The organism is Janthinobacterium sp. HH106, assembly GCF_001758725.1.
GTDB lineage: Bacteria > Pseudomonadota > Gammaproteobacteria > Burkholderiales > Burkholderiaceae_D > Janthinobacterium.
In genome coordinates this window covers 36422-56086 of the sequence record NZ_LRIC01000062.1, presented here as the reverse complement: position 1 = coordinate 56086, position 19665 = coordinate 36422, and the positions used below count along the sequence as shown (strand labels likewise).

Sequence of the window (19665 nt, the reverse complement as noted above, 5' to 3'; positions counted from 1 at the left end):
GAAACACAAAGCCCGGCTGGGAAACCACGCCGGGCAATGTAGTCTCAGGAATATAGAAATTTAATCACCTCTGGAGTGATACATGAAAGCACTGCTCGATCTATTCAAGCAAGTACAGACCAACGAGACCTTCGATGCAATCAAGATCGGTCTCGCTTCGCCTGAGAAAATCCGTTCGTGGTCCTACGGCGAAGTCAAGAAGCCGGAAACCATCAACTACCGTACCTTCAAGCCTGAGCGCGACGGCCTGTTCTGCGCCAAGATCTTTGGCCCGATCAAGGATTACGAATGCCTGTGCGGCAAGTACAAGCGCCTGAAACACCGCGGTGTGATCTGCGAAAAGTGCGGCGTCGAAGTCACCTTGGCCAAAGTGCGCCGCGAGCGCATGGGCCACATCGAGCTGGCTTCGCCGACCGCGCACATCTGGTTCCTGAAGTCGCTGCCGTCGCGTCTGGGCATGGTCCTGGACATGACCCTGCGGGACATCGAACGCGTGCTGTACTTTGAAGCATACGTCGTGACCGATCCAGGCATGACCCCGCTGAAGAAGTGCCAGATCATGTCGGAAGACGACTACGCCGCCAAGTACGAAGAGTACGGCGACGACTTCACCGCCTTCATGGGTGCCGAAGGTATCCGTGAACTGCTGCGCTCGATCGACATCCACCGCGATGCCGAAACCCTGCGCGTGGAACTGAAGGAATCGAAATCCGAAGCCAAGATCAAGAAATACGCGAAGCGCCTGAAAGTGCTGGAAGCGTTCCAACGTTCGGGCATCAAGCCTGACTGGATGATCATGGAAGTGCTGCCAGTGCTGCCGCCGGAATTGCGTCCGCTGGTACCGCTGGACGGTGGCCGTTTCGCGACCTCGGATCTGAACGATCTGTATCGCCGCGTCATCAACCGTAACAACCGTCTGAAACGCCTGATGGAGCTGCGCGCTCCAGAGATCATCACGCGTAACGAAAAGCGCATGCTGCAAGAAGCGGTCGATTCGCTGCTGGACAACGGCCGTCGCGGCAAAGCGATGACCGGCGCTAACAAGCGTCCGCTGAAGTCCTTGGCCGAGATGATCAAGGGCAAGGGCGGCCGTTTCCGTCAAAACTTGCTGGGCAAACGCGTCGATTACTCCGGTCGTTCGGTCATCGTCGTGGGCCCGCAATTGAAACTGCATCAGTGCGGCTTGCCGAAACTGATGGCACTGGAACTGTTCAAGCCATTCATTTTCAATAAACTGGAACTGATGGGTCTGGCTACCACGATCAAGGCCGCTAAAAAGCTGGTCGAGATCCAGGAACCGGTCGTGTGGGACATCCTGGAAGACGTGATCCGCGAACATCCGATCATGTTGAACCGCGCACCGACCTTGCACCGTCTGGGTATCCAGGCGTTCGAGCCAGTCCTGATTGAAGGCAAGGCCATCCAGCTGCACCCGCTCGTCTGCGCCGCATTCAACGCCGACTTTGACGGTGACCAAATGGCGGTCCACGTTCCTCTGTCGATCGAAGCGCAGATGGAAGCACGCACCTTGATGCTGGCATCGAACAACATCCTGTTCCCATCGAACGGCGAACCATCGATCGTTCCTTCCCAGGATATCGTGCTGGGTCTGTACTACGCGACCCGCGAAGCGATCAATGCGAAGAACGAAGGGATGATGTTCCCTGACGTGTCGGAAGTGATCCGCGCCTATGACAACAAGGAAGTCGAACTGACGACCCGCGTCACCGTGCGTATTACCGAATACCCGAAAAACGCCGAAACGGGCGAATTCGAGAAAACGGTAACCCGCTACGAAACGACGATCGGCCGTGCGATCCTGTCGGAAATTCTGCCGAAAGGCCTGCCGTTCTCCGTCCTGAACCGCGCGCTGAAAAAGAAAGAAATTTCCAAGCTGATCAACACGTCGTTCCGCAAGTGCGGCCTGCGCGCCACCGTGGTGTTCGCAGACAAACTGATGCAATCGGGTTTCCGCCTGGCGACACGCGCCGGTATCTCGATCTGCGTCGACGACATGCTGGTACCGCCGCAAAAAGTCACGCTGATCGCGACGGCCGAATCGGAAGTCAAGCAGATCGAACAGCAATACGCCTCGGGTCTCGTGACCGCCGGCGAGCGTTACAACAAGGTCGTCGATATCTGGGGCAAAACCTCGGATGAAGTCGGCAAGGCCATGATGGACCAGCTCAAAGTCGAAGACGTGATCCGCCGCGACGGCACCAAGTCGACGCAAGAATCGTTCAACGCCATTTACATGATGGCCGACTCCGGCGCGCGCGGTTCCGCAGCCCAGATTCGCCAGTTGGCCGGTATGCGTGGTCTGATGGCCAAACCGGATGGCTCGATTATCGAAACGCCGATTACCGCGAACTTCCGCGAAGGTCTGAACGTTTTGCAGTACTTCATTTCGACCCACGGTGCGCGTAAAGGTCTGGCCGATACGGCGCTGAAAACGGCGAACTCCGGTTACCTGACGCGTCGTCTGGTTGACGTGACGCAAGACTTGGTGGTGATCGAGGACGATTGCGGCACCATGAACGGCGCCGTCATGAAGGCACTGGTCGAAGGTGGTGAAGTCATCGAACCGTTGCGTGACCGTATCCTCGGCCGCGTGGTGGTGCATGACGTCGTCAATCCTGAAACCCAGGAAACGCTGTACGAAGCCGGCACCCTGATGGACGAAGACATGGTCGAAGAGATCGAGCGTCTGTCCATCGATGAAGTCAAGGTCCGCACGCCACTGACTTGCGACACGCGCTTCGGCCTGTGCGCCAAGTGCTATGGCCGCGACCTGGGCCGCGGTATGCTGGTCAACGCCGGCGAAGCCGTCGGTGTGGTGGCAGCGCAGTCGATTGGTGAACCTGGTACCCAGCTGACCATGCGTACGTTCCACATTGGTGGTGCGGCATCGCGTGCGGCAGTGGCATCGTCGGTGGAAGCCAAGTCGAACGGTACCATCCGCTTCACGGCAACCATGCGTTACGTGACGAACGGCAAGGGCGCGCAAATCGTCATTTCCCGTTCCGGTGAAGTGCTGATTACCGACGACCACGGCCGTGAGCGTGAGCGTCATAAAGTACCGTACGGTGCGACCCTGATCGTCAAGGACGGCATGGTCATCAAGGCCGGTACGGCCCTGGCAACGTGGGATCCGCTGACCCGTCCGATCATTACCGAATACGCCGGTCAAGTGCGTTTCGAGAACGTCGAAGAAGGCGTCACCGTCGCCCGTCAGGTCGACGAAGTGACCGGTCTGTCCACCCTGGTGGCGATCGATGCGAAACGTCGCGGTTCGCTGACCAAGACCCTGCGTCCGCAAGTCAAGCTGATCAACGACGCGAACGAAGAAGTCAAGATCGCCGGTACCGAACACTCGGTGGCGATCGGCTTCCAGGTCGGCGCGCTGATCATGGTCAAGGACGGTCAACAGGTATCGGTGGGTGAAGTGCTGGCACGTATTCCTACCGAATCGCAAAAAACGCGCGATATTACCGGTGGTCTGCCACGCGTTGCGGAACTGTTCGAAGCGCGCTCGCCGAAAGACGCCGGTATGCTGGCGGAAGTCACGGGTACGGTTGCGTTCGGTAAAGAAACCAAGGGCAAGCAGCGTCTGGAAATCACGGACATGGACGGCAACAAGCATGAGTTCTTGATCACCAAGGACAAGCAAGTGCTGGTGCATGACGGCCAAGTCGTGAACAAGGGCGAGATGATCGTGGACGGCCCGGCCGATCCGCAAGACATCCTGCGTCTGCTGGGTATCGAAGCGCTGGCACATTACATCGTTGACGAAGTGCAGGACGTGTACCGTCTGCAAGGCGTGAAGATCAATGACAAGCACATCGAAGTGATCGTGCGTCAGATGCTGCGCCGCGTACAGATCGTCAATGCCGGCGACACCAACTACATCGTTGGCGAGCAGGTGGAGCGTTCGGAACTGCTGGACGAGAACGATCGCATGGCCGTTGAGAACAAGATTCCAGCGACCTACGAAAACGTCTTGTTGGGTATTACCAAGGCATCGCTGTCGACCGATTCGTTTATCTCGGCCGCATCGTTCCAGGAAACCACCCGCGTGCTGACCGAAGCGGCGATCATGGGCAAGCGCGATGGTCTGCGCGGCCTGAAAGAGAACGTCATCGTCGGCCGCCTGATTCCTGGCGGTACGGGCCTGGCCTTCCACCGCGCACGCAAAGAGAAAGAAGCGTGGGAAGTGGAAGAGCGTCAAGCGCTGCTGCTGGCCGATAAAACCACGCTGGCCGGTGCCGCCACCGAAGATCTGCTAGAAAATCGAGACCCAGTAACACCACGGCGACGAAGCGTAATCTGCGCTGCTAGCTGACAAGAACGGCACCTTCGGGTGCCGTTTTTTTATGCCCGTTGCACAGCCTTCCACGATGCACGCAAAGAGAAAGAAGCGTGGGAAGTGGAAGAGCGTCAAGCGCTGCTGCTGGCCGATAAAACCACGCTGGCCGGTGCCGCCACCGAAGATCTGCTAGAAAATCGAGACCCAGTAACACCACGGCGACGAAGCGTAATCTGCGTTGCTAGCTGACCGCTGCTAGCTGACAAGAACGGCACCTTCGGGTGCCGTTTTTTATGCCTGTCCGCATTGCCATGCGCGAAAAGATAGCGTGGCAGGCGGTAAATGATGGCAGCCCATTCCATTTGTCTATTCGTTTGGCATGCATATCGCCACGGCAGCACATCATTTATATCGCTCACTGAGGAAAACGATTTTCGGCTGTCGCTTGTTCGCACCCATTCATTTTTATTTCGCAGCCTATTTATATAAATGGCAAGCGTAAAATGGAAGGGCAACGCATGCATTAGAAGTCATGCTCTTATTACTGGCCCAGATGACGAACAAGATTCCTATGCAGGCATGCATCCTGATACGCTGATAGCTTAATACGGCCGAGTTAAATTACGTCGAGCATGTTTGAATTGATGGACTAAAACCGTGTAACGCGGTTGACGCCAGACTCGTGCAGGTGCGAGGCAGGATGGGTAGACGTGGCGCCGACGAATTTGAAGTGAGCGCTTACAAGAATGGCTGCTTGCCGTTGACGGCTCTTGGCTACTGCTGTTGCGTCATCCCGCTTTGCTGCCTATGGGCTCGCCCAACTGCTGGTGATGACGCATCACGGCGTTGTTGTGGCGTCACGCCCCGTTGCCTGCGCCACGCCAGTTTTCAGTTCATTCATGCTAAGATTTGGCGCATGATTGCCCAAGCCCTGTTTACTCCCGCCCAGCAAAAACTGCTGGGTTTGCTCTTTGTCCGCGTGAATGAAGGCTTTCACTTGAACGAGATCATGCGCTTGACGGGGCTGGGCAGCGCGTCGGCGCAGCGCGAGCTGCGCCGTCTGCATGAGTCCGGCCTGATCATATCGGAGCGGATCGGTAATGTGCGGCGCTTCTGGCCTAACAAGGAAAGTCTCGTGTATCCGGAGTTGAGCGGACTGGTGCAAAAAACCTTCGGCATCGTCGGCGTGCTCAGCATGACTCTGGCTCCATTGCGTGCCCAGCTGCACCTGGCATTCGTGTCGGGCGCCACGGCGAAGGGACAGGACCTGCCTGGCAGCGCCATCGATTTGCTGCTGGTGGGCGAAGAAGCCAATTATAGCGATCTATTGACGGGATTGGCCCCGGCCGAGCGAACCTTAAGGCGTAAAATCAATCCCAACCTATATACGCTGGCCGATTATCGCCGGCGGCTGCGTGAAGGCCAGCCATTTCTGCTGCAGGTATTACAGCAGCCGAAGTTGTTTGTCATCGGTGATGAATCGCTATTGCAGGCGCTGGCATTACCGGATTCTTCATTACAAGCGAATGACATGCCATCTGTATTCTAAAGGCCGGGCCTGGCATTCAATTTCAGGTACATGAAATTGTTGGCCAGAATAATATCTGAGGCGGATTGATCGTATGATGAATAAACTACAGGCTTTCGGTTTAATTGTTTCCCAAGCGGTGCGCGGAGAATTAACGTTTCCCACGAGCGTTAATTCAGCACTGCAATTGCAATTGGCCCTGGCTGAACCGGACTGCCATATCGACCATGCGATCAAGCTTGTACTGGCCGAGCCCTTGCTGGCGGCGCGCACGGTCGCGCTGGCCAATTCGGCCGTGTACAGCCGCGGCGATGCGGCGCCCGTGACCAGCGTGCGCGCCGCCGTCATGCGCATGGGCTACCGCAATCTGTACGCGCTGGTGGCGGCCATGGTGGTGCGCCAGTTCGGCAGCAAGATCATCGACCCCGTGCTGCGCCAGAAGGCGACCCAGCTGTGGGAGCACACTGCCCACGTGGCGGCGCTGGCGCACGTGCTGGCCCGCCGCGTGACGAACGTCGATGCCGATACGGCGCTGTTCGCCGGCATCGTGCATGAGGTGGGCGGTTTTTACCTGTTGTCGCGTGCCGATGAATTTCCCGGCCTGCTCGACGACGATGCCGATCACTGGATGGAGTCCGCTGAAGAAATTATTTCCCGCGAAGTCATGAAGAAGCTGCTGATTCCGCGGGCCGTGAGCGAAGCCATCGAAGGCTTGCGCGATGGCTTGCTGTCCATTCCGCCCGACTCCCTGCTCGACACCTTGTTGTTGGCCAAGCAACTGTCGCCCGTGCCCTCGCCCTTGCAGGTGACGTACGTGGAAATGCTCACGCCCTCCGATTCCGTCATCGATTTCATTATCGACAACGAGACCCTGCAAAGCATCCTGGCCGAATCGGATGAGGAAGTACGCTCGATGAGTGCCGCGCTGCTCGTCTGAGGTCAGCGTATTGCTTGTCTGACCCGCCCACGCCGTCTGCCAGCATGCCTGCCGGGACCGGTCAGGGGCCGGGATGCAACACGACCTTGATGCATTGCTCCTGCTTCTTCTGGAAGATATCGTAGCCGTGCGGTGCTTCGTCCAGGCTCAAGTGATGGGAAATGATGGCACCGGGATCGAGCTCGCCCCGTTGTATCCGTTCCAGCAGCGGCTGCATGTAGCGCTGCACGTGGGTTTGCCCCGTCTTGATGGTCAATGAACGGTTCATGATGGAGCCAAACGGGATCTTGTCGCTGAAGCCGCCATACGCGCCCGGCACCGAGACGACGCCGCCGTTGCGGCACGCCATCAGTGCTTCGCGCAGGGCTGTGGGGCGGTCCGATTCCAGTTTCATCGTCTGCTTGAGGCGGTCGTAGATATAGCTGACGCCGGAACCGTGCGCTTCCATGCCGACGGCATCGATGCAGGCATCGGGCCCCCGTCCTCCCGTCATTTCCCGCAGGGCGTCGGGCACGTCCACCGCATCGAAATGCAGGGTTTCGGCGCCGGATAGTTCGCGTGCCATGCGCAGGCGTTCCGGGTAATGGTCGATGGCGATGACGCGCTCGGCGCCGAGCAGGAAGGCGCTCTGGATGGCGAACTGCCCCACGGGGCCGCAACCCCACACGGCCACCACCTGGCCCGGCGTGATGGCGCAGGCTTCGGCCGCCATGTAGCCGGTCGGCAGTATGTCCGAGAGGAACAGTACTTGTTCATCCTTGAGCTCGTCCGGCACCTGGATGGGGCCGACGTCGGCAAACGGCACGCGCACGTATTCCGCCTGGCCGCCCGCGTAACCGCCCGTCAGGTGGGAATAGCCAAAGATGCCCGCCCCCGAGTGGCCCCACATCTTTTCCGCCATGTAGGCGTTGGGATTGGAGTTCTCGCACACCGAGTACAGCTGTTGTTCGCAAAAGAAGCAGCGTCCGCAGGCGATGGGAAACGGCACGACCACCCGTTCTCCCACCTTGAGTTTGCGCACCGCGGAGCCCACCTCCACCACCTCGCCCATGAATTCATGGCCGAGGATGTCGCCTTGTTCCATGGTGGGCACGACGCCATTGTAGAGGTGCAAATCGGAACCGCAGATGGCCGTGGAACTGACCTTGATGATGGCGTCTCCGGGATTGAGGATGACGGGATCGGGTACTTGTTCGATCCGCACGTCGCGCTTGCCGTGCCAGCAATTGGCTTTCATGACACACCTCCGTTTGCTTGCGGTCGAGGGGCAGCGACCGTGCCGCCAGCCTTGTGCAGCAAGCGCGTCTTGAAGCTGCGCTTGCCCGACGGCTGGCCCTCTGTGGTGCTGACCTCGCCCGTTTCCATCCACTGCTTGAAGCGGCGCAAGGTGGTTTCGATCTGGTAGGCGGGCGCCTGGCTGAACAGGCCCGCCACGGCCGCGCCCACCTTGCCGGCCGGCGGCTGCATGTGCAGTTGCATGGTGACCACGGTGCCGCGCCCGCCGGGAGCGGGCGACAGTTCCAGCGCTCCCGTTTCGGCATGGTTTTGTGCCGCGCGCCAGCGCAAGCCCTGACCCGGACGCTCTTGCGTCAGTTCGCCTATCCACTCGCCCTCGACGCTGTGCCAGCGCGAGCGGCGCGCATCGATTACCTGCACCGACTGCAGGCCCGGCATGAAGCGGGGCAGGTTTTCCAGGTCGCGCCAGGCGCGGTAGCAATCGTCGGCGGAACGGTTGACGATGACGCTCTTTTGCAGCGCCAATCCCTCTTCGCCGGGCGCGGGTAATTCGCTCAGCTTGCGCGGCGCCAGTTGGGCGCTGGCGATGTAGTCGATGGCCGTCACGCCTGCCACCACGGCCGCCGTCGCCGCCAGGCGCGTGCGCGCATGGCGCCGGCTGGCCATGGCCACGCCCAGCAGCGACAGGTCCATGGCGTCGCCGGCGATGCGCGACCAGCGCCAGGCCGGAGCGGTTTCGCCGCGCAGCAAGGCCACGCCGCACGCCATTTCGCGCAGGCCGATGGCGCGTATCCAGAAAGACGAGACGCCGCGCAAGCCGCTGGCCCGCGCCAGGCCGCGCGGCGCCACCAGCTGGGCCAGTCCCAGGCCGATGCTGAGCCAGCCAAGCGCCGTGATCATGGCAGGCTTGCCGCGTGCGGTATCGTCGGGAATGTGCCGCGGCGGCCGTCCATCGGCCTGGCCGCGCGCACTGGTGTAGTGAAGAATGGCGTCATGCCCGTGATAGGGCATCTCCGCTGATGTTTGCCATGCGGGCGGGCCAGCCGTGGCGGCGTCGTTCCTGTCTTCGCTTTGCATGCTGCCTCCCTTCTGTGTATGGGAATTAGGCAGCATTGTCTGGTACGCGTTCCGGCGGGCGTGCGCGACATACGCTGGATCTGTGCCAGATCAAATATCGGCACGAAAAAAAACGGCAGCCCCAACTGGCGCTGCCGTTCTCGCAAGAGTGGGCTAGCTTACTTTTGCTGCGCGATCCACCGGTCGACCTTGGCTTCGAGCAGTTTCAGGGGCAGGGTGCCGTCGCCGAGCACCACTTCGTGGAACTTCGGCAGGCTGAACTTGTCGCCCAACGCCTGCTGGGCACGCTGGCGCAGTTCGACGATTTTCAGCGAACCGATCTTGTAGCCCAGCGCCTGGCCAGGCCAGGCCATGTAGCGTTCCGTTTCGCTCCTCGCCACGGCGTCATAGCCGAGGGTGTCGCGCATGTACTTGATCGTCTGCTCGCGCGTCCAGCCCTTGGTGTGCAAGCCCGTGTCGACCACCAGGCGCACGGCGCGCAGCATCTCGTCGTTCAAATGGCCGAAGTACTGGGCAGGATCGTCGAACAGGCCCATTTCCTTGCCCAGGGTTTCCGCATACAGGGCCCAGCCTTCCGTGAAGGCATTGTTGCCGCCGAAACGGCGGAAGTTCGGCAAGTCCATCTCTTGCACCAGCGCCAGGTGGAAATGGTGGCCCGGTTTGCCTTCGTGCAGGAACAGGGTGGTCATGCCCGTGTCGCCATACAGTTTCGGATCGGTGACGACGGACCAGAACACGCCGGGGCGCGAACCGTCGGCGGCCGGCGCCGTGTAGTGATCGGCGGCCGTATCGCGGCTCAGTTCAGGTTCCAGGCGCAAGTCCAGCGGCGCTTTCGGCACCAGGGTGAACAGGGCGGGCAATTTGCTGTCCAGTAGCACGTTCAGCTTGCGGTAGACGTCGAGCACTTCCTGCTCCGTCTTGAACGGGCGGTATTTCGCCTGTTCCGACACCCACACGGGCAAGCCGGCGGCCGGGCCGTTGTAGCCCATCTTCGGACCGACGATCGCGTATTGTTCCTGGATGCGCGCCACTTCCTTCAAGCCGATGGCGTGGATCTGCTCCGGTTTCAAATCCGTCGTGGTGCTGCTGGCCACGCGCGCCTGGTACCAGGCCGCGCCATCGGGCAGGGCGCTCCAGCCGCTGCTCGTGCGGCCGGCCGGCAGGTAATCGCGTTCCATGAAGGTGGCCAGGCGCTGCAGCGCAGGCATCAGCTTGGCCTCGATGATGACGGTGTAGGTTTGCGTCAGGCGTTCCCTGTCGGCGGCGGAAAAGCTGGCCGGCAAGTTCTTGATGGGCGTGTAATACACGCTGTCCTGCGGCGTGGCGCTGACGAGCTTCTTGAATTGCGGCAGGGCCGATTCCGTCAGCGCCTTCGGCAGCACGATGCCCATTTGCATGCCGACTTTCATGTTGGCGATGGCCTGGTCTATCCAGCCCGGCAACTGGCCGATACGGCTCAGGTAAGCATCGTATTCCTTGACCGTGGTCAGCGGTTGCGATGCCTCGCCGCCCGCATAATTGGCCAGGGTGACGGGCATGCTGTCCATCTGGTTCAAAGGCAGCAGGTATTCGGGGAAGCGCTCGAAGCTCAGCGCCGTGGCCAGTTCATAGTCGAGGATATCGTAGTTGATCTGGTCTTGGTGCGACAGCTGCGCGCGGGCAATACCGCGCAGGGTCTTCTGGTACTGGCGGTACAGGGCGAACTGCTTTGCGCGCGCGGCGGGCACGATGGCTGAACCGAGCTGGTCGTCAAAACGGTTGTCGCCGCTCTCTGTGGCATTGATCGGCTCGAAACGGGCCAACGCATCGTAGTACTGGTCGGCCAGCACTTGCAGCTGCTGCTTGGCTTTTGGCGCGCTGACGGCCGGCGCGACGGCCGGTTTGGCCGCGGGCTGGGCCGCTTGCGCCATGGGCGCGTAGGCGAGCAACAGGGAGATGGCCAGGGTGCCGAGGGTGCCGGCGGCAAAACGATGCTTCATGCGCGAGATCCTTTGTAAGGAGGGAATGAACGGAGGCGTAGCGAGGTCGGGGGTGGCCGTTCAAGAAGGAACAGCCGGGGCGTAAGCATACGCCATTGCCCAGTGCGTTTGGATAAATTGTGCGGAAGAAATGTTGCTATTTTTCCGTAGGCGGCAGGGCCGCTTTCATGGCTGGCCAGTGGCTGCTGGTCAAGGGACGGCAGGCCGGGCAGGGCGTGGCGTCGATCAGGCTTTCGATCTGCTGCGCGCGCGCCGCCGTTTGCGGATGCGAGGAAATCCAGTCCGGCACCTTGGCCTGATCCTTGCCATCGAGCCTCTGGAAAAAACGCAGCATGCCGTCGGGGCGGATCTGCGCGCGCTGCAAGGCCAGCAAACCGAGCCGGTCCGCTTCTTCCTCCATGTCGCGGCTGAGATACAGGGTGCCGGCCTGGTGCGCCAGCATGGCGGCCACGGCGCTGATGTCGCCGATGGTCAGGCCCACCAGGGCGCCCCAGCCCAGGCTGCTGATCATCTGCCGCAACGAATGGCGCTGTTCCACGTGCTGCACTTCATGCGCGAGCACGCCGGCCAGTTCGCCCGGGTCCCCCGCCTGGCGCAGTAAGCCCGTATGCACGACGATGATGCCGCCTGGCATGGCAAACGCGTTGACCGTGTCATCCTGCTTGACCAGCCAGCGGTACGGGTAGCGCGAACCGGCCGTCAGCGTGCGGCCGATGTCCTGCACCGTCTGCTGCGCCACGCCGCTCTCGACGATGCCGCCCTGCGCGCGCACTTGCGCCAGGGCCAGTTCGCCCAGCTGCTTTTCCGTCGACAGGGGAATCCATCCCGCCAGCACGCCGATGGCGTTGCTTCCTTGCCACCACAACAGGGCAGTGGCGACGACGGCCGCGCCCGTCAAACCGGCCAGCCAGCCCGACACTTGCCGCCGGTTGCGCTGGCGCTCGCTCCACAGGCGCTGCAGTTGCGGCTGCAGCGCGGCCGGCGCTTCGCGCAAGACGATGGCGATGTCGTCTGCCGTCAGCGGCTTCAGCGAGGCTTGCCGTCCTTGTTCGTCGAGCCAGTTCAGGAACAGTTCCGGTCCGTTGACACCGCCCACGCTGACGACCAGCTGCGCCACATCCACGTTATGGCCGGGCGCATCGATGGTCAGTTGCGTGCCGAAAAAATGCGCGCTGACGGCTGTGCCCGCCGGGCCGCCGTCGGGGCCGCTCAGCAGTGCCCGGAATGGCGTCATGCGGCGGCCTCGGCAAAGCGGCTTTCGTACAGGGCGGCCATCAGGTCGGACTGGCTGATGATGCCGGCCAGGCGTTCTTCCTCGTCGAGGATGGGAATATGGTGATAGCCGGCGTCGGCCATCAGGGGCACGAGATCGATGATGGGCGTGCCGAGGCGGGCCGTGTGCGGCGACGGTGTCATCAGCTGTCCCACCGCTTCCGGCTTGTCGCCGTGGGACAGGCCGCTGCGCTGCAGCAAGCCGCGCAGGCGCTGGCGCATGCCCTGATAATCGTCGAGCCCGCCGTGGCGCAGGAAATCCGTCTGCGTGATGATGCCGATGACGCGGCGCGCCCGGTTCACGACGGGTAGCGCACCCACATCGTGCTCGCGCATGATGCGCCAGGCAACATCGAGCGGCGTGCCGAATTCCACGCTGAGCACATCCTTCGACATGATATCGGCGCAGGTGACGACGCCGAAGCGGCGCTGGTAGGCGCGCATTTCCGTTTGCAGGAAGATTGCCTGCAAATCGTCGCGGCTGATGTCGAGCACTTCACTGTGCTGGCGCAAGACGGCATCGAGGTCATCCGGTGAAAAGCCCAGGCGGTTGCTGGGCACCTCATCCTTGGTGGCGTGCGGATGCGGCGTGACCAGTTGCTGGACGTGCGGGTAGCGGCGTCCCGTCAGGTTGTTGTACAGCACGGCGCAAGCGACCAGCACGGCGGAATTGAACAGTACGGTGATGAAGACGAATTCAAAGCCGGCCGCATGCACGCTGGCGCCGCCGACGACGGTGGTGAGCGCCACGGCGCCGCCCGGCGGATGCAAACAGCGCAGGGCAAACATGGCGCCGATGGCCAGGCAGGCGGCCAGCGCCGCCACGCCCACGCTGGATCCCAGCCATTTGACGCAGGCCATGCCGACCAGGCCGGAGACGACGTTGCCGCCCACCACGGACCACGGTTGCGCCAGCGGGCTGGCCGGCAGGCAGAACAGCAGCACGGCCGAGGCGCCCATGGGCGCGATCAGGTAGACGCTGGCGCTGTCCGGGGCCAGCAGGAAATGGCAGATGAGTCCGGTAAGCAGCAAGCCGCAGATGGCGCCTGCGCAGGCGCGCAATTGTTCGCGGCGGCTGCCGTTGTTCGGTTGCGGCAGCCAGCGTGCCAGGAAAGAAGTCGTCATGGGGAGGGCGCGTTCGGGCCGCGTTGCTCAGTGTGAGCCCGATATTATCCCATGCGTTCCATTTCGCTGCCGTTGGGCATTAATCCTCGGCGCAGACGGCCTGCAAGCCGTGCCGTGCCAGCAGTTTCCTGGCGGCCGCGATGGCGGACGGCGCCGGCTCGCTGCTGGCGCAGGCATAGATGTCATTGAGGACCACCGCCGCATCTTTGCCCGTGACGGCGGCCATCAGCTCGGCCAGGTTACGGTCGGAAAAGTGTTCGTACAGCAGGGCCAGCACGGCGAAATATGCCGTATCGGGCATGCCGCCGGGATAGGCGTCGCGCAACATGCGCGCGGCGCCGGACAATGTCGGGGGCAGGGTATCTGGCATGCTCAAGCGGCTTCTCCTTGGCGTGCTTATACGTTTTCCGCATAAGCGCAGTGCAATTAAATGGTGGATATTTCTTACAAGCAGGCATATTCTAGACAATCACGCCCGCTGGCAGCTGTTCAGCTGGCTTCACGATTTCTCTCAGGAGCCCCGCATGCGCCTTTCCCGTTTCGTCGCCCCATTCTTTGCCAGCCTGCTGCTTGCCGGTACCGCCATTGCCGCCGCCCCCACACCGGCCAACCCGGTCGCCACGCCGCATCTGCCGTACAACGCGGCGGCCGACGCCAAGGCCGACGTGGCCCGCGCGCTGGCCGAGGCCAAGGCGGCGCACGTGCCTGTCTTGCTGATCTTTGGCGCCAACTGGTGTGAGGATTGCCGCGCACTCGACAAGGCCTTGAAGGAAGGCAAGAATGCCGAATTGATGCAACAGCAGTTCAAGGTCGTCAAGGTCGACGTGGGTAACTTCGACCATAACCTGGACGTGGCGCATGCCTATGGCAATCCGCTCAAGAAAGGCATCCCGGCTGCCGTGCTCGTATCGAGCGACAACAACCAGGTGCTGTACGCCACCAAGGGCGGCGAGCTGGCGAATGCGCGCCGCATGAGCGAGAGCGGCATCTATGATTTCTTTAAACAAGCGGCCAGCGTGAAAGCGCCGGCGATTTAAGCGTCTTCCAACATTCCTTAAAACTCTTCCCACGCATCGCTGGCCGGCGCTTTCGGGCGCGCTGGCGTGGGCAGCATGGGCTTGTGCGCTGGCTGCCGAGGCTGCTGCTGCGCCGCATGCCCCGTTTCTTCCAGCTTGAAAACGCTGACCACCTGCGCCAGGCGTCCCGCCTGGTCCTGCAGGGATTGGGCCGCCGCCGCCGCTTCTTCCACCAGCGCTGCATTTTGCTGGGTCGCATCATCCATCTGCGTGACCGTGGCATTGACTTGCGCGATGCCCTGGCTTTGTTCCTGGCTGGCAGAAGCGATCTCTCCCATCAGGTCGGCCACCCTCTGCACGGAGACGACGATGTCCTGCATGGTGGCGCCGGCCGAGTCGACCAGCTTGCTGCCCGCTTCCACCTTGCTGCCGGAGTCGACGATCAAGTCCTTGATTTCCCGGGCTGCTGCCGCTGAGCGTTGCGCCAGGTTGCGCACCTCGGTTGCCACCACGGCAAAGCCGCGCCCCTGTTCGCCCGCGCGGGCCGCCTCGACGGCCGCGTTCAGGGCGAGGATATTGGTTTGAAAGGCAATGCCGTCGATCACGCCGATAATGTCCGCGATCTTGCGCGAACTTTCCGTAATCTCGCTCATCGTCTGCACGACTTGGCCGACCACTTCGCCGCCTTTGACGGCGTGGCCCGAGGCCGATACCACCAGCTGATTCGCCTGGCGCGCGTTGTCCGCATTCTGTTTCACGGTCGACGTCAGCTCTTCCATGGCCGCCGCTGTTTCTTCCAGGCTCGATGCCTGGGCTTCCGTGCGGGCAGACAGGTCCAGGTTGCCCGACGCGATCTGGCTCGATGCACTGGCAATGGCCCCGGTACTGTCGCGAACTTCGCGTATCGTCACGTTCAGCGACGCGACGAAGCGGTTGAAGGCAGCGGCCAGCGCGCCGACCTCGTCTTCCGATTCCACGGGCATGCGGCGGCTCAAGTCGCCATTCCCGCTGGCGATTTCACTGAGCATGTCCGCTGCCCGCGCGACGGGCGCGGCGATGGCGCGGCTGATGACATAAATGATGCACAGGGCGATACCGCCACCGACCAGGCCGGCAATCAGGGCGGCGATCAGGGCCGAGCGCGTGACATTGCCCAGCACTTCCGCTTCCGGCACTTCGGCCACCACGTACAGGTTCAATTCCGGTATGAAAGAGGCCGCTACGAGTTGCTTGCCGCTGGGCGCCGCATAACTGACATAGGTGTATTTGTTGCCGGTCAGCAGAGTCTTGCTCAACGCTTCGTCAAAACCTGGCAAGTCCTTCAATTGATGCTTGCCGTCGGCCAGGGCCGGGTCACGGTGGATCAGCAGGCTGCCGTTGGCGCGCACCAGGTAGACATAGCCGGTCTGGCCGACCTTGTAGCTGCGGATGGTTTCGGCCATGGCGTCGACGCTCAGGCCCATCCCGGCGATGACGGCCTTGCCGCCAGCCGTCTGGCCCCGCGCATTCAGGAACAGCATGAAACTCCCCGAGGCCGGATCGCGGTCCAGATTCACCGTGTGCAGTTTGTTTTCGTCGAGCATGCTGAAGAACCAATGATCGGCTGGCTGTTGCTTGTCCAGCGTGCGGATCAGGCCCGCATCGGTCATGTACCGGGACGCAGTTTGCGAACTCCAACTGACGACGGCCGCCTTGTTTTTTTCCTTGATCATCTTCGCGTAGCGCTGAAAAGTGGGCAAGCCGCTGTCGGCCAGGTCCGCGTCTTCCCAGTCCTGCAGAAAGACATCATTGGCCATCGTTTGCACCACCGACAGCGGCTGATTGATCTGGCGCAGCACGTCGTTGCGGATCTCGCCCACCTGGGCCGGCAATTCTTGGCTGACGACGCGCTCGCGCACGTAATCGCTGCTCATGCGCACGCTGAGGAACGATGAGATGCCCATGAAAAGCAGCAGGCACAAACCCATGCTGAACATCAGTTTTTTCTGGATGGAAAGATGGCGAAGCAGATGCATGGACGACCCTGGGAATGGGCCCGCGCGACCGGCAGAGGTTGCTAGAAAGGCACGGGCAAGTGCGCAGTATAGCGACGGATAAAGGCGATATAGTGGAGGTATGCCGTATTTAATGGGGTTGTGTTGCTGTATGGCAACGATTATAAGGTGTTAACATGCGTGCTTTTCATGTACACCGGCACGGGGTGGAAAATCGTTCAGGCAGGCAAGCCGTGGGCGATCAATTCCAGCGGCAATTCCGTGCTGCACTTAATTTGCTCCATGGAAAAGGCGGACGACACGCCCGTCAGTTGCGCGGCCTTGATGAGTTTTTTATAAAACGTGTCGTAGCCCTTGATGTCGGTGGTGACGACTTTCAGCAGGTAGTCGATGTCGCCGCTCATGCGGTGAAATTCCTGTACCTCGGGCAAGACGATGACGGCGGCGGCGAAGCGGCGCAGCCATTTTTCATCGTGCTGTCCCGTGCGCACGCTGACGAAGACGGTCACGGGCAAACCCACTTTTTGCCGGTTGACGATGGCCACGCGGCTCTCGATATAGCCGTCTTCCTCGAGGCGCTTGACCCGCTTCCAGCACGGCGTGCTGGACAGGCCGATCTTTTCGCTGAGGGCGGCGATCGACAGGGTGCCGTCCTGCTGCAGGGCGGCGAGGATGGCGCAGTCGAATTTGTCGAGCGAGGCGTTTGGTGAATTCATTTTAATATTCCGGTTTTTATGGCATGAACATGCTGCATAGTAGCGTAGTTGCAGTGTCTTTTGGCATATCTTCACGGGGACCGGCCGGTAGACTATCGAGATGGCCCAGCCGCCTGCGCTGCGCCTTTTTAACTGCGCCCTTTTTATAGAATATTCGGACTGCCATCATGAAAGACATCTACCTCGACAGCAATGCCACCACTTGCGTGCTGCCCGCCGCCGTTGCCGCCGCCCGGCAAGCGATGGAGCAGGGCTATGGCAACCCCAGCAGCACACATGCGACGGGTTTGCAGGCCAAGGCCATGATGGATGGCGTGCGCCAGCGTGCCAGCGGCTTGCTGGGCGTGGGCGACGGCCGATTGATGTTCAACAGCGGCGCCACCGAGGGCATCCAGACGGCCGTGCTGTCGGCCCTGTGTGCGCTGCGCGAACGGCGCGACGCGGGCAAGCGCATCGGCAGCCTGCTGCTGTATGGCGCGACCGAGCACAAAGCCGTGCCGGAGAGCCTGGCGCACTGGAACCGTTTACTGGGCCTGAAGCTGGAAGTGCGCAAGCTGCCCGTCGATGCGCAGGGGCGCCACGACCTGCAGGCGCTCGATGCGCTGATCGGCGAGGCGGCCATGCTGTGCACGATGGCGGCGAATAATGAAACGGGTGTCGTCAGCGATTTGTCCGCCATTGCCCAGCTGCTGCAGGAACGCGGTGCCGACGCTTACTGGATGGTCGATTGCGTGCAGGCGCTGGGCAAGCTGAAACTGAACCTGGCCGCCACGCGCATCGACTACGCGCCGTTTTCCGGCCACAAGCTGTATGCGCCCAAGGGCATCGGCATGCTGTACGTGCGCGCCGGCGCCCCGTTTACGCCCTTGATGATGGGCGGCGGCCAGGAAGCGGGCCTGCGTTCTGGCACGGAAAACATGGCCGGCATCGCCGCGCTGGGCGCCGTGCTCGCCGCGCTGGACGATGGCAAGACCTTCCGCAGCCACGCCGACCTGGCCGCGTTCCGCGAGCAGCTGGTGGCCAGCCTGGAACACGCTTTCCCCGGCATCGTGTTCAATATGCCGTTCGATCTGTCCTTGCCGACGACGCTTAATTTTTCCGTGCCGGGCCTGTCCTCGAAAGAGCTGCTGGACCTGTTCGACGCGGCGCGCGTGCGCGTCAGCTCGGGCAGCGCCTGTTCCGCCGCCAAGGCGCTGCCCAGTTATGTGCTGGAAGCGATGCACGTGCCGCAATGGCGCGCCAGTTCCGCCATCCGGCTGTCGTTCGGTCCCCTGATCGATGCGGCGACGGTCGCTTCCGCCTGCGCGCGCATCGAGCGCTGCGGCGAAGCGCTGCGCAGCAGCTGTCTGCTGCCGTCGGCGCTGGCGCCATCGCCGCAGGACGGCATAATCCAGCTGAGCGTCGACGGCCAGTGCACCTGGCTGCTCAGCGACGCCGCCAGCGCCAGTTGCGTCGTCATCGATCCCGCCGCCGCGCTCGTGCCGCGTCTGGCCGCTTTCATCCGCTGCCAGCACCTGGCCTTGCGCGCCATCGTGCATACGACGGCGCCAGCGGACCATGGCGCCGCGCGTCTGGCGCTGCTGCAGGAACTCGCTATCGAGCAGGTGGGCCGCGTCGATATCGATGGCGAGCTGGCGCTGGGCCGGCAGCGGCTGCGCCGCATCGAGTGCGGCGAAACCCATGTGTACCTGCTGGAGCAGCGCTTCGCCTTCATCGGCTCCCTGGCGCCCGAGGCGCTGACCCCTTTGCTGGACGCGGCGCTGCTGACGCAAGACATCGTGCTGTGCGCGTCCGGCGACGACGGCAGCATCTGCGGCACCGTGCGCACGGTGCAGAACGGTAGCGTGCCGGCCGCCGAACTGCAGCTCGACGCGGCCGCCTTGCCCGCCTTCCTGCGCCAGCATCCCGACGCCATCCTGATCGACGTGCGCGAAGCGTATGAACACGCGGCGTGCGCCGGCACGGTCTTCGAGGGCTGCGAAGTGCGCAGCGTACCGCTGAGCCGCTTGGCGGGGCAGGTGGCGGCCTGGCTGCAGCAGCCGCAGCGCCCGCTGGTGTTTTTCTGCCGCAGCGGCAACCGCAGCGCACGGGCCGCCGCCTGCTTGCGCCGCCTCGGTCACGGCGCGGCATGGCAACTCAACGGCGGCATGGCGATGGCGGAGGCGACGCGCCATCCGCTGGCGATTGCGGCCTGAACTGCTTGAACTTTCTTTCATGAAATATTGCACCGTGCCATCATTGGCACGGTGCGCGTCGCGCCTTTTTTTCCGTTCATTTCCCACCGGCATTTTTCTGCCATTCAACACGCTGATTTCTTTGCTGAAACGTCCCTAAAACACGGAGTATGTACGCTAGCGCACGGTCTTGCCTGCGCCGCCCTCCTACGATGAAGTTCAGAAAATCTCCCTATACCCTGAGATTCGTCGCAACGCTCCGGCGCTTCGCTTTCCGTCTTCGCCAGTGTCCGATCGTGTTCTTC

Annotated in this window: 13 protein-coding genes; 5 read left to right on the top strand and 8 right to left on the bottom strand. The window is 61.9% G+C overall.

Annotated features, from left to right (window positions below):
* Window positions 1-82 precede the first annotated feature (82 nt).
* The 3 genes from rpoC (at window position 83) to JAB8_RS24100 (ending at window position 6771) form a co-directional block, all read left to right on the top strand.
* A complete protein-coding gene (gene rpoC / locus JAB8_RS24110) occupies window positions 83-4342 on the top strand; it encodes a DNA-directed RNA polymerase subunit beta' (RefSeq protein ID WP_070291756.1) in 4260 nt (1419 codons plus the stop codon).
* Between the two features lie 880 nt (window positions 4343-5222).
* The gene (locus JAB8_RS24105; RefSeq protein WP_070291755.1) at window positions 5223-5855 is read left to right on the top strand and encodes a transcriptional regulator; all 633 of its coding nucleotides are present in this window, start codon (window positions 5223-5225) and stop codon (window positions 5853-5855) included.
* Window positions 5856-5931: 76 nt separating this feature from the next.
* Window positions 5932-6771 carry an HDOD domain-containing protein gene (locus JAB8_RS24100; protein ID WP_070223450.1) on the top strand — a complete coding sequence of 280 codons (840 nt, stop codon included), beginning with the start codon at window positions 5932-5934 and terminating at the stop codon, window positions 6769-6771.
* A 61-nt stretch (window positions 6772-6832) separates the two neighbouring features.
* On the opposite strand, the gene JAB8_RS24095 is transcribed toward JAB8_RS24100, so the two are convergent.
* The 6 genes from JAB8_RS24095 to JAB8_RS24070 form a co-directional block, all read right to left on the bottom strand.
* On the bottom strand, window positions 6833-8008 hold the full coding sequence (locus tag JAB8_RS24095; RefSeq protein ID WP_070291754.1) for a zinc-dependent alcohol dehydrogenase: 1176 nt from the start codon (window positions 8006-8008) through the stop codon (window positions 6833-6835).
* Window positions 8005-9084, bottom strand: a complete 1080-nt coding sequence (locus tag JAB8_RS24090; RefSeq protein ID WP_139143168.1) for an SRPBCC family protein — start codon at window positions 9082-9084, stop codon at window positions 8005-8007. Before JAB8_RS24090 ends, JAB8_RS24095 begins: the two co-directional genes overlap by 4 nt.
* A 158-nt stretch (window positions 9085-9242) precedes the next feature.
* The gene (locus JAB8_RS24085) at window positions 9243-11063 is read right to left on the bottom strand and encodes a DUF885 domain-containing protein (protein ID WP_070291752.1); all 1821 of its coding nucleotides are present in this window, start codon (window positions 11061-11063) and stop codon (window positions 9243-9245) included.
* A 136-nt stretch (window positions 11064-11199) separates the two neighbouring features.
* Window positions 11200-12297, bottom strand: a complete 1098-nt coding sequence (locus tag JAB8_RS24080; protein ID WP_070291751.1) for a M48 family metallopeptidase — start codon at window positions 12295-12297, stop codon at window positions 11200-11202.
* Window positions 12294-13460: an HPP family protein gene (locus JAB8_RS24075; protein WP_070291750.1), complete on the bottom strand. Its 1167-nt coding sequence runs from the start codon at window positions 13458-13460 to the stop codon at window positions 12294-12296. The genes JAB8_RS24080 and JAB8_RS24075 overlap by 4 nt, the downstream gene beginning before the upstream one ends.
* Before the next feature lie 79 nt (window positions 13461-13539).
* Window positions 13540-13830 (bottom strand): DUF3349 domain-containing protein, encoded by a 291-nt coding sequence (locus JAB8_RS24070; RefSeq protein ID WP_070291761.1) that lies wholly within the window; start codon window positions 13828-13830, stop codon window positions 13540-13542.
* Window positions 13831-13984: 154 nt separating this feature from the next.
* Here JAB8_RS24070 and JAB8_RS24065 point away from each other — a divergent pair, with 154 nt between their 5' ends.
* Window positions 13985-14497, top strand: a complete 513-nt coding sequence (locus tag JAB8_RS24065; RefSeq protein ID WP_217494244.1) for a thioredoxin family protein — start codon at window positions 13985-13987, stop codon at window positions 14495-14497.
* A gap of 17 nt (window positions 14498-14514) precedes the next feature.
* Here JAB8_RS24065 and JAB8_RS24060 read toward each other — a convergent pair whose 3' ends face one another.
* Entirely contained in the window at window positions 14515-16491 is a 1977-nt protein-coding gene (locus tag JAB8_RS24060) for a methyl-accepting chemotaxis protein (protein WP_083287902.1), read from the bottom strand.
* Between the two features lie 197 nt (window positions 16492-16688).
* The gene (locus JAB8_RS24055; protein WP_070223410.1) at window positions 16689-17186 is read right to left on the bottom strand and encodes an Lrp/AsnC family transcriptional regulator; all 498 of its coding nucleotides are present in this window, start codon (window positions 17184-17186) and stop codon (window positions 16689-16691) included.
* Window positions 17187-17353: 167 nt separating this feature from the next.
* Between JAB8_RS24055 and JAB8_RS24050 the strand changes: the two genes are divergently transcribed.
* Window positions 17354-19381 carry an aminotransferase class V-fold PLP-dependent enzyme gene (locus JAB8_RS24050; protein WP_070291748.1) on the top strand — a complete coding sequence of 676 codons (2028 nt, stop codon included), beginning with the start codon at window positions 17354-17356 and terminating at the stop codon, window positions 19379-19381.
* Window positions 19382-19665: the final 284 nt, after the last annotated feature.

Coding starts and splice junctions, on each gene's coding strand:
- JAB8_RS24105 (WP_070291755.1), top strand. CDS start 5,223: ATGATTGCCCAAGCCCTGTTTACTCCCGCCCAGCAAAAACTGCTGGGT.
- JAB8_RS24090 (WP_139143168.1), bottom strand. CDS start 9,084: ATGCAAAGCGAAGACAGGAACGACGCCGCCACGGCTGGCCCGCCCGCA.
- JAB8_RS24085 (WP_070291752.1), bottom strand. CDS start 11,063: ATGAAGCATCGTTTTGCCGCCGGCACCCTCGGCACCCTGGCCATCTCC.
- JAB8_RS24100 (WP_070223450.1), top strand. CDS start 5,932: ATGAATAAACTACAGGCTTTCGGTTTAATTGTTTCCCAAGCGGTGCGC.
- rpoC (WP_070291756.1), top strand. CDS start 83: ATGAAAGCACTGCTCGATCTATTCAAGCAAGTACAGACCAACGAGACC.
- JAB8_RS24080 (WP_070291751.1), bottom strand. CDS start 12,297: ATGACGCCATTCCGGGCACTGCTGAGCGGCCCCGACGGCGGCCCGGCG.
- JAB8_RS24060 (WP_083287902.1), bottom strand. CDS start 16,491: ATGCATCTGCTTCGCCATCTTTCCATCCAGAAAAAACTGATGTTCAGC.
- JAB8_RS24055 (WP_070223410.1), bottom strand. CDS start 17,186: ATGAATTCACCAAACGCCTCGCTCGACAAATTCGACTGCGCCATCCTC.
- JAB8_RS24050 (WP_070291748.1), top strand. CDS start 17,354: ATGAAAGACATCTACCTCGACAGCAATGCCACCACTTGCGTGCTGCCC.
- JAB8_RS24075 (WP_070291750.1), bottom strand. CDS start 13,460: ATGACGACTTCTTTCCTGGCACGCTGGCTGCCGCAACCGAACAACGGC.
- JAB8_RS24065 (WP_217494244.1), top strand. CDS start 13,985: ATGCGCCTTTCCCGTTTCGTCGCCCCATTCTTTGCCAGCCTGCTGCTT.
- JAB8_RS24095 (WP_070291754.1), bottom strand. CDS start 8,008: ATGAAAGCCAATTGCTGGCACGGCAAGCGCGACGTGCGGATCGAACAA.
- JAB8_RS24070 (WP_070291761.1), bottom strand. CDS start 13,830: ATGCCAGATACCCTGCCCCCGACATTGTCCGGCGCCGCGCGCATGTTG.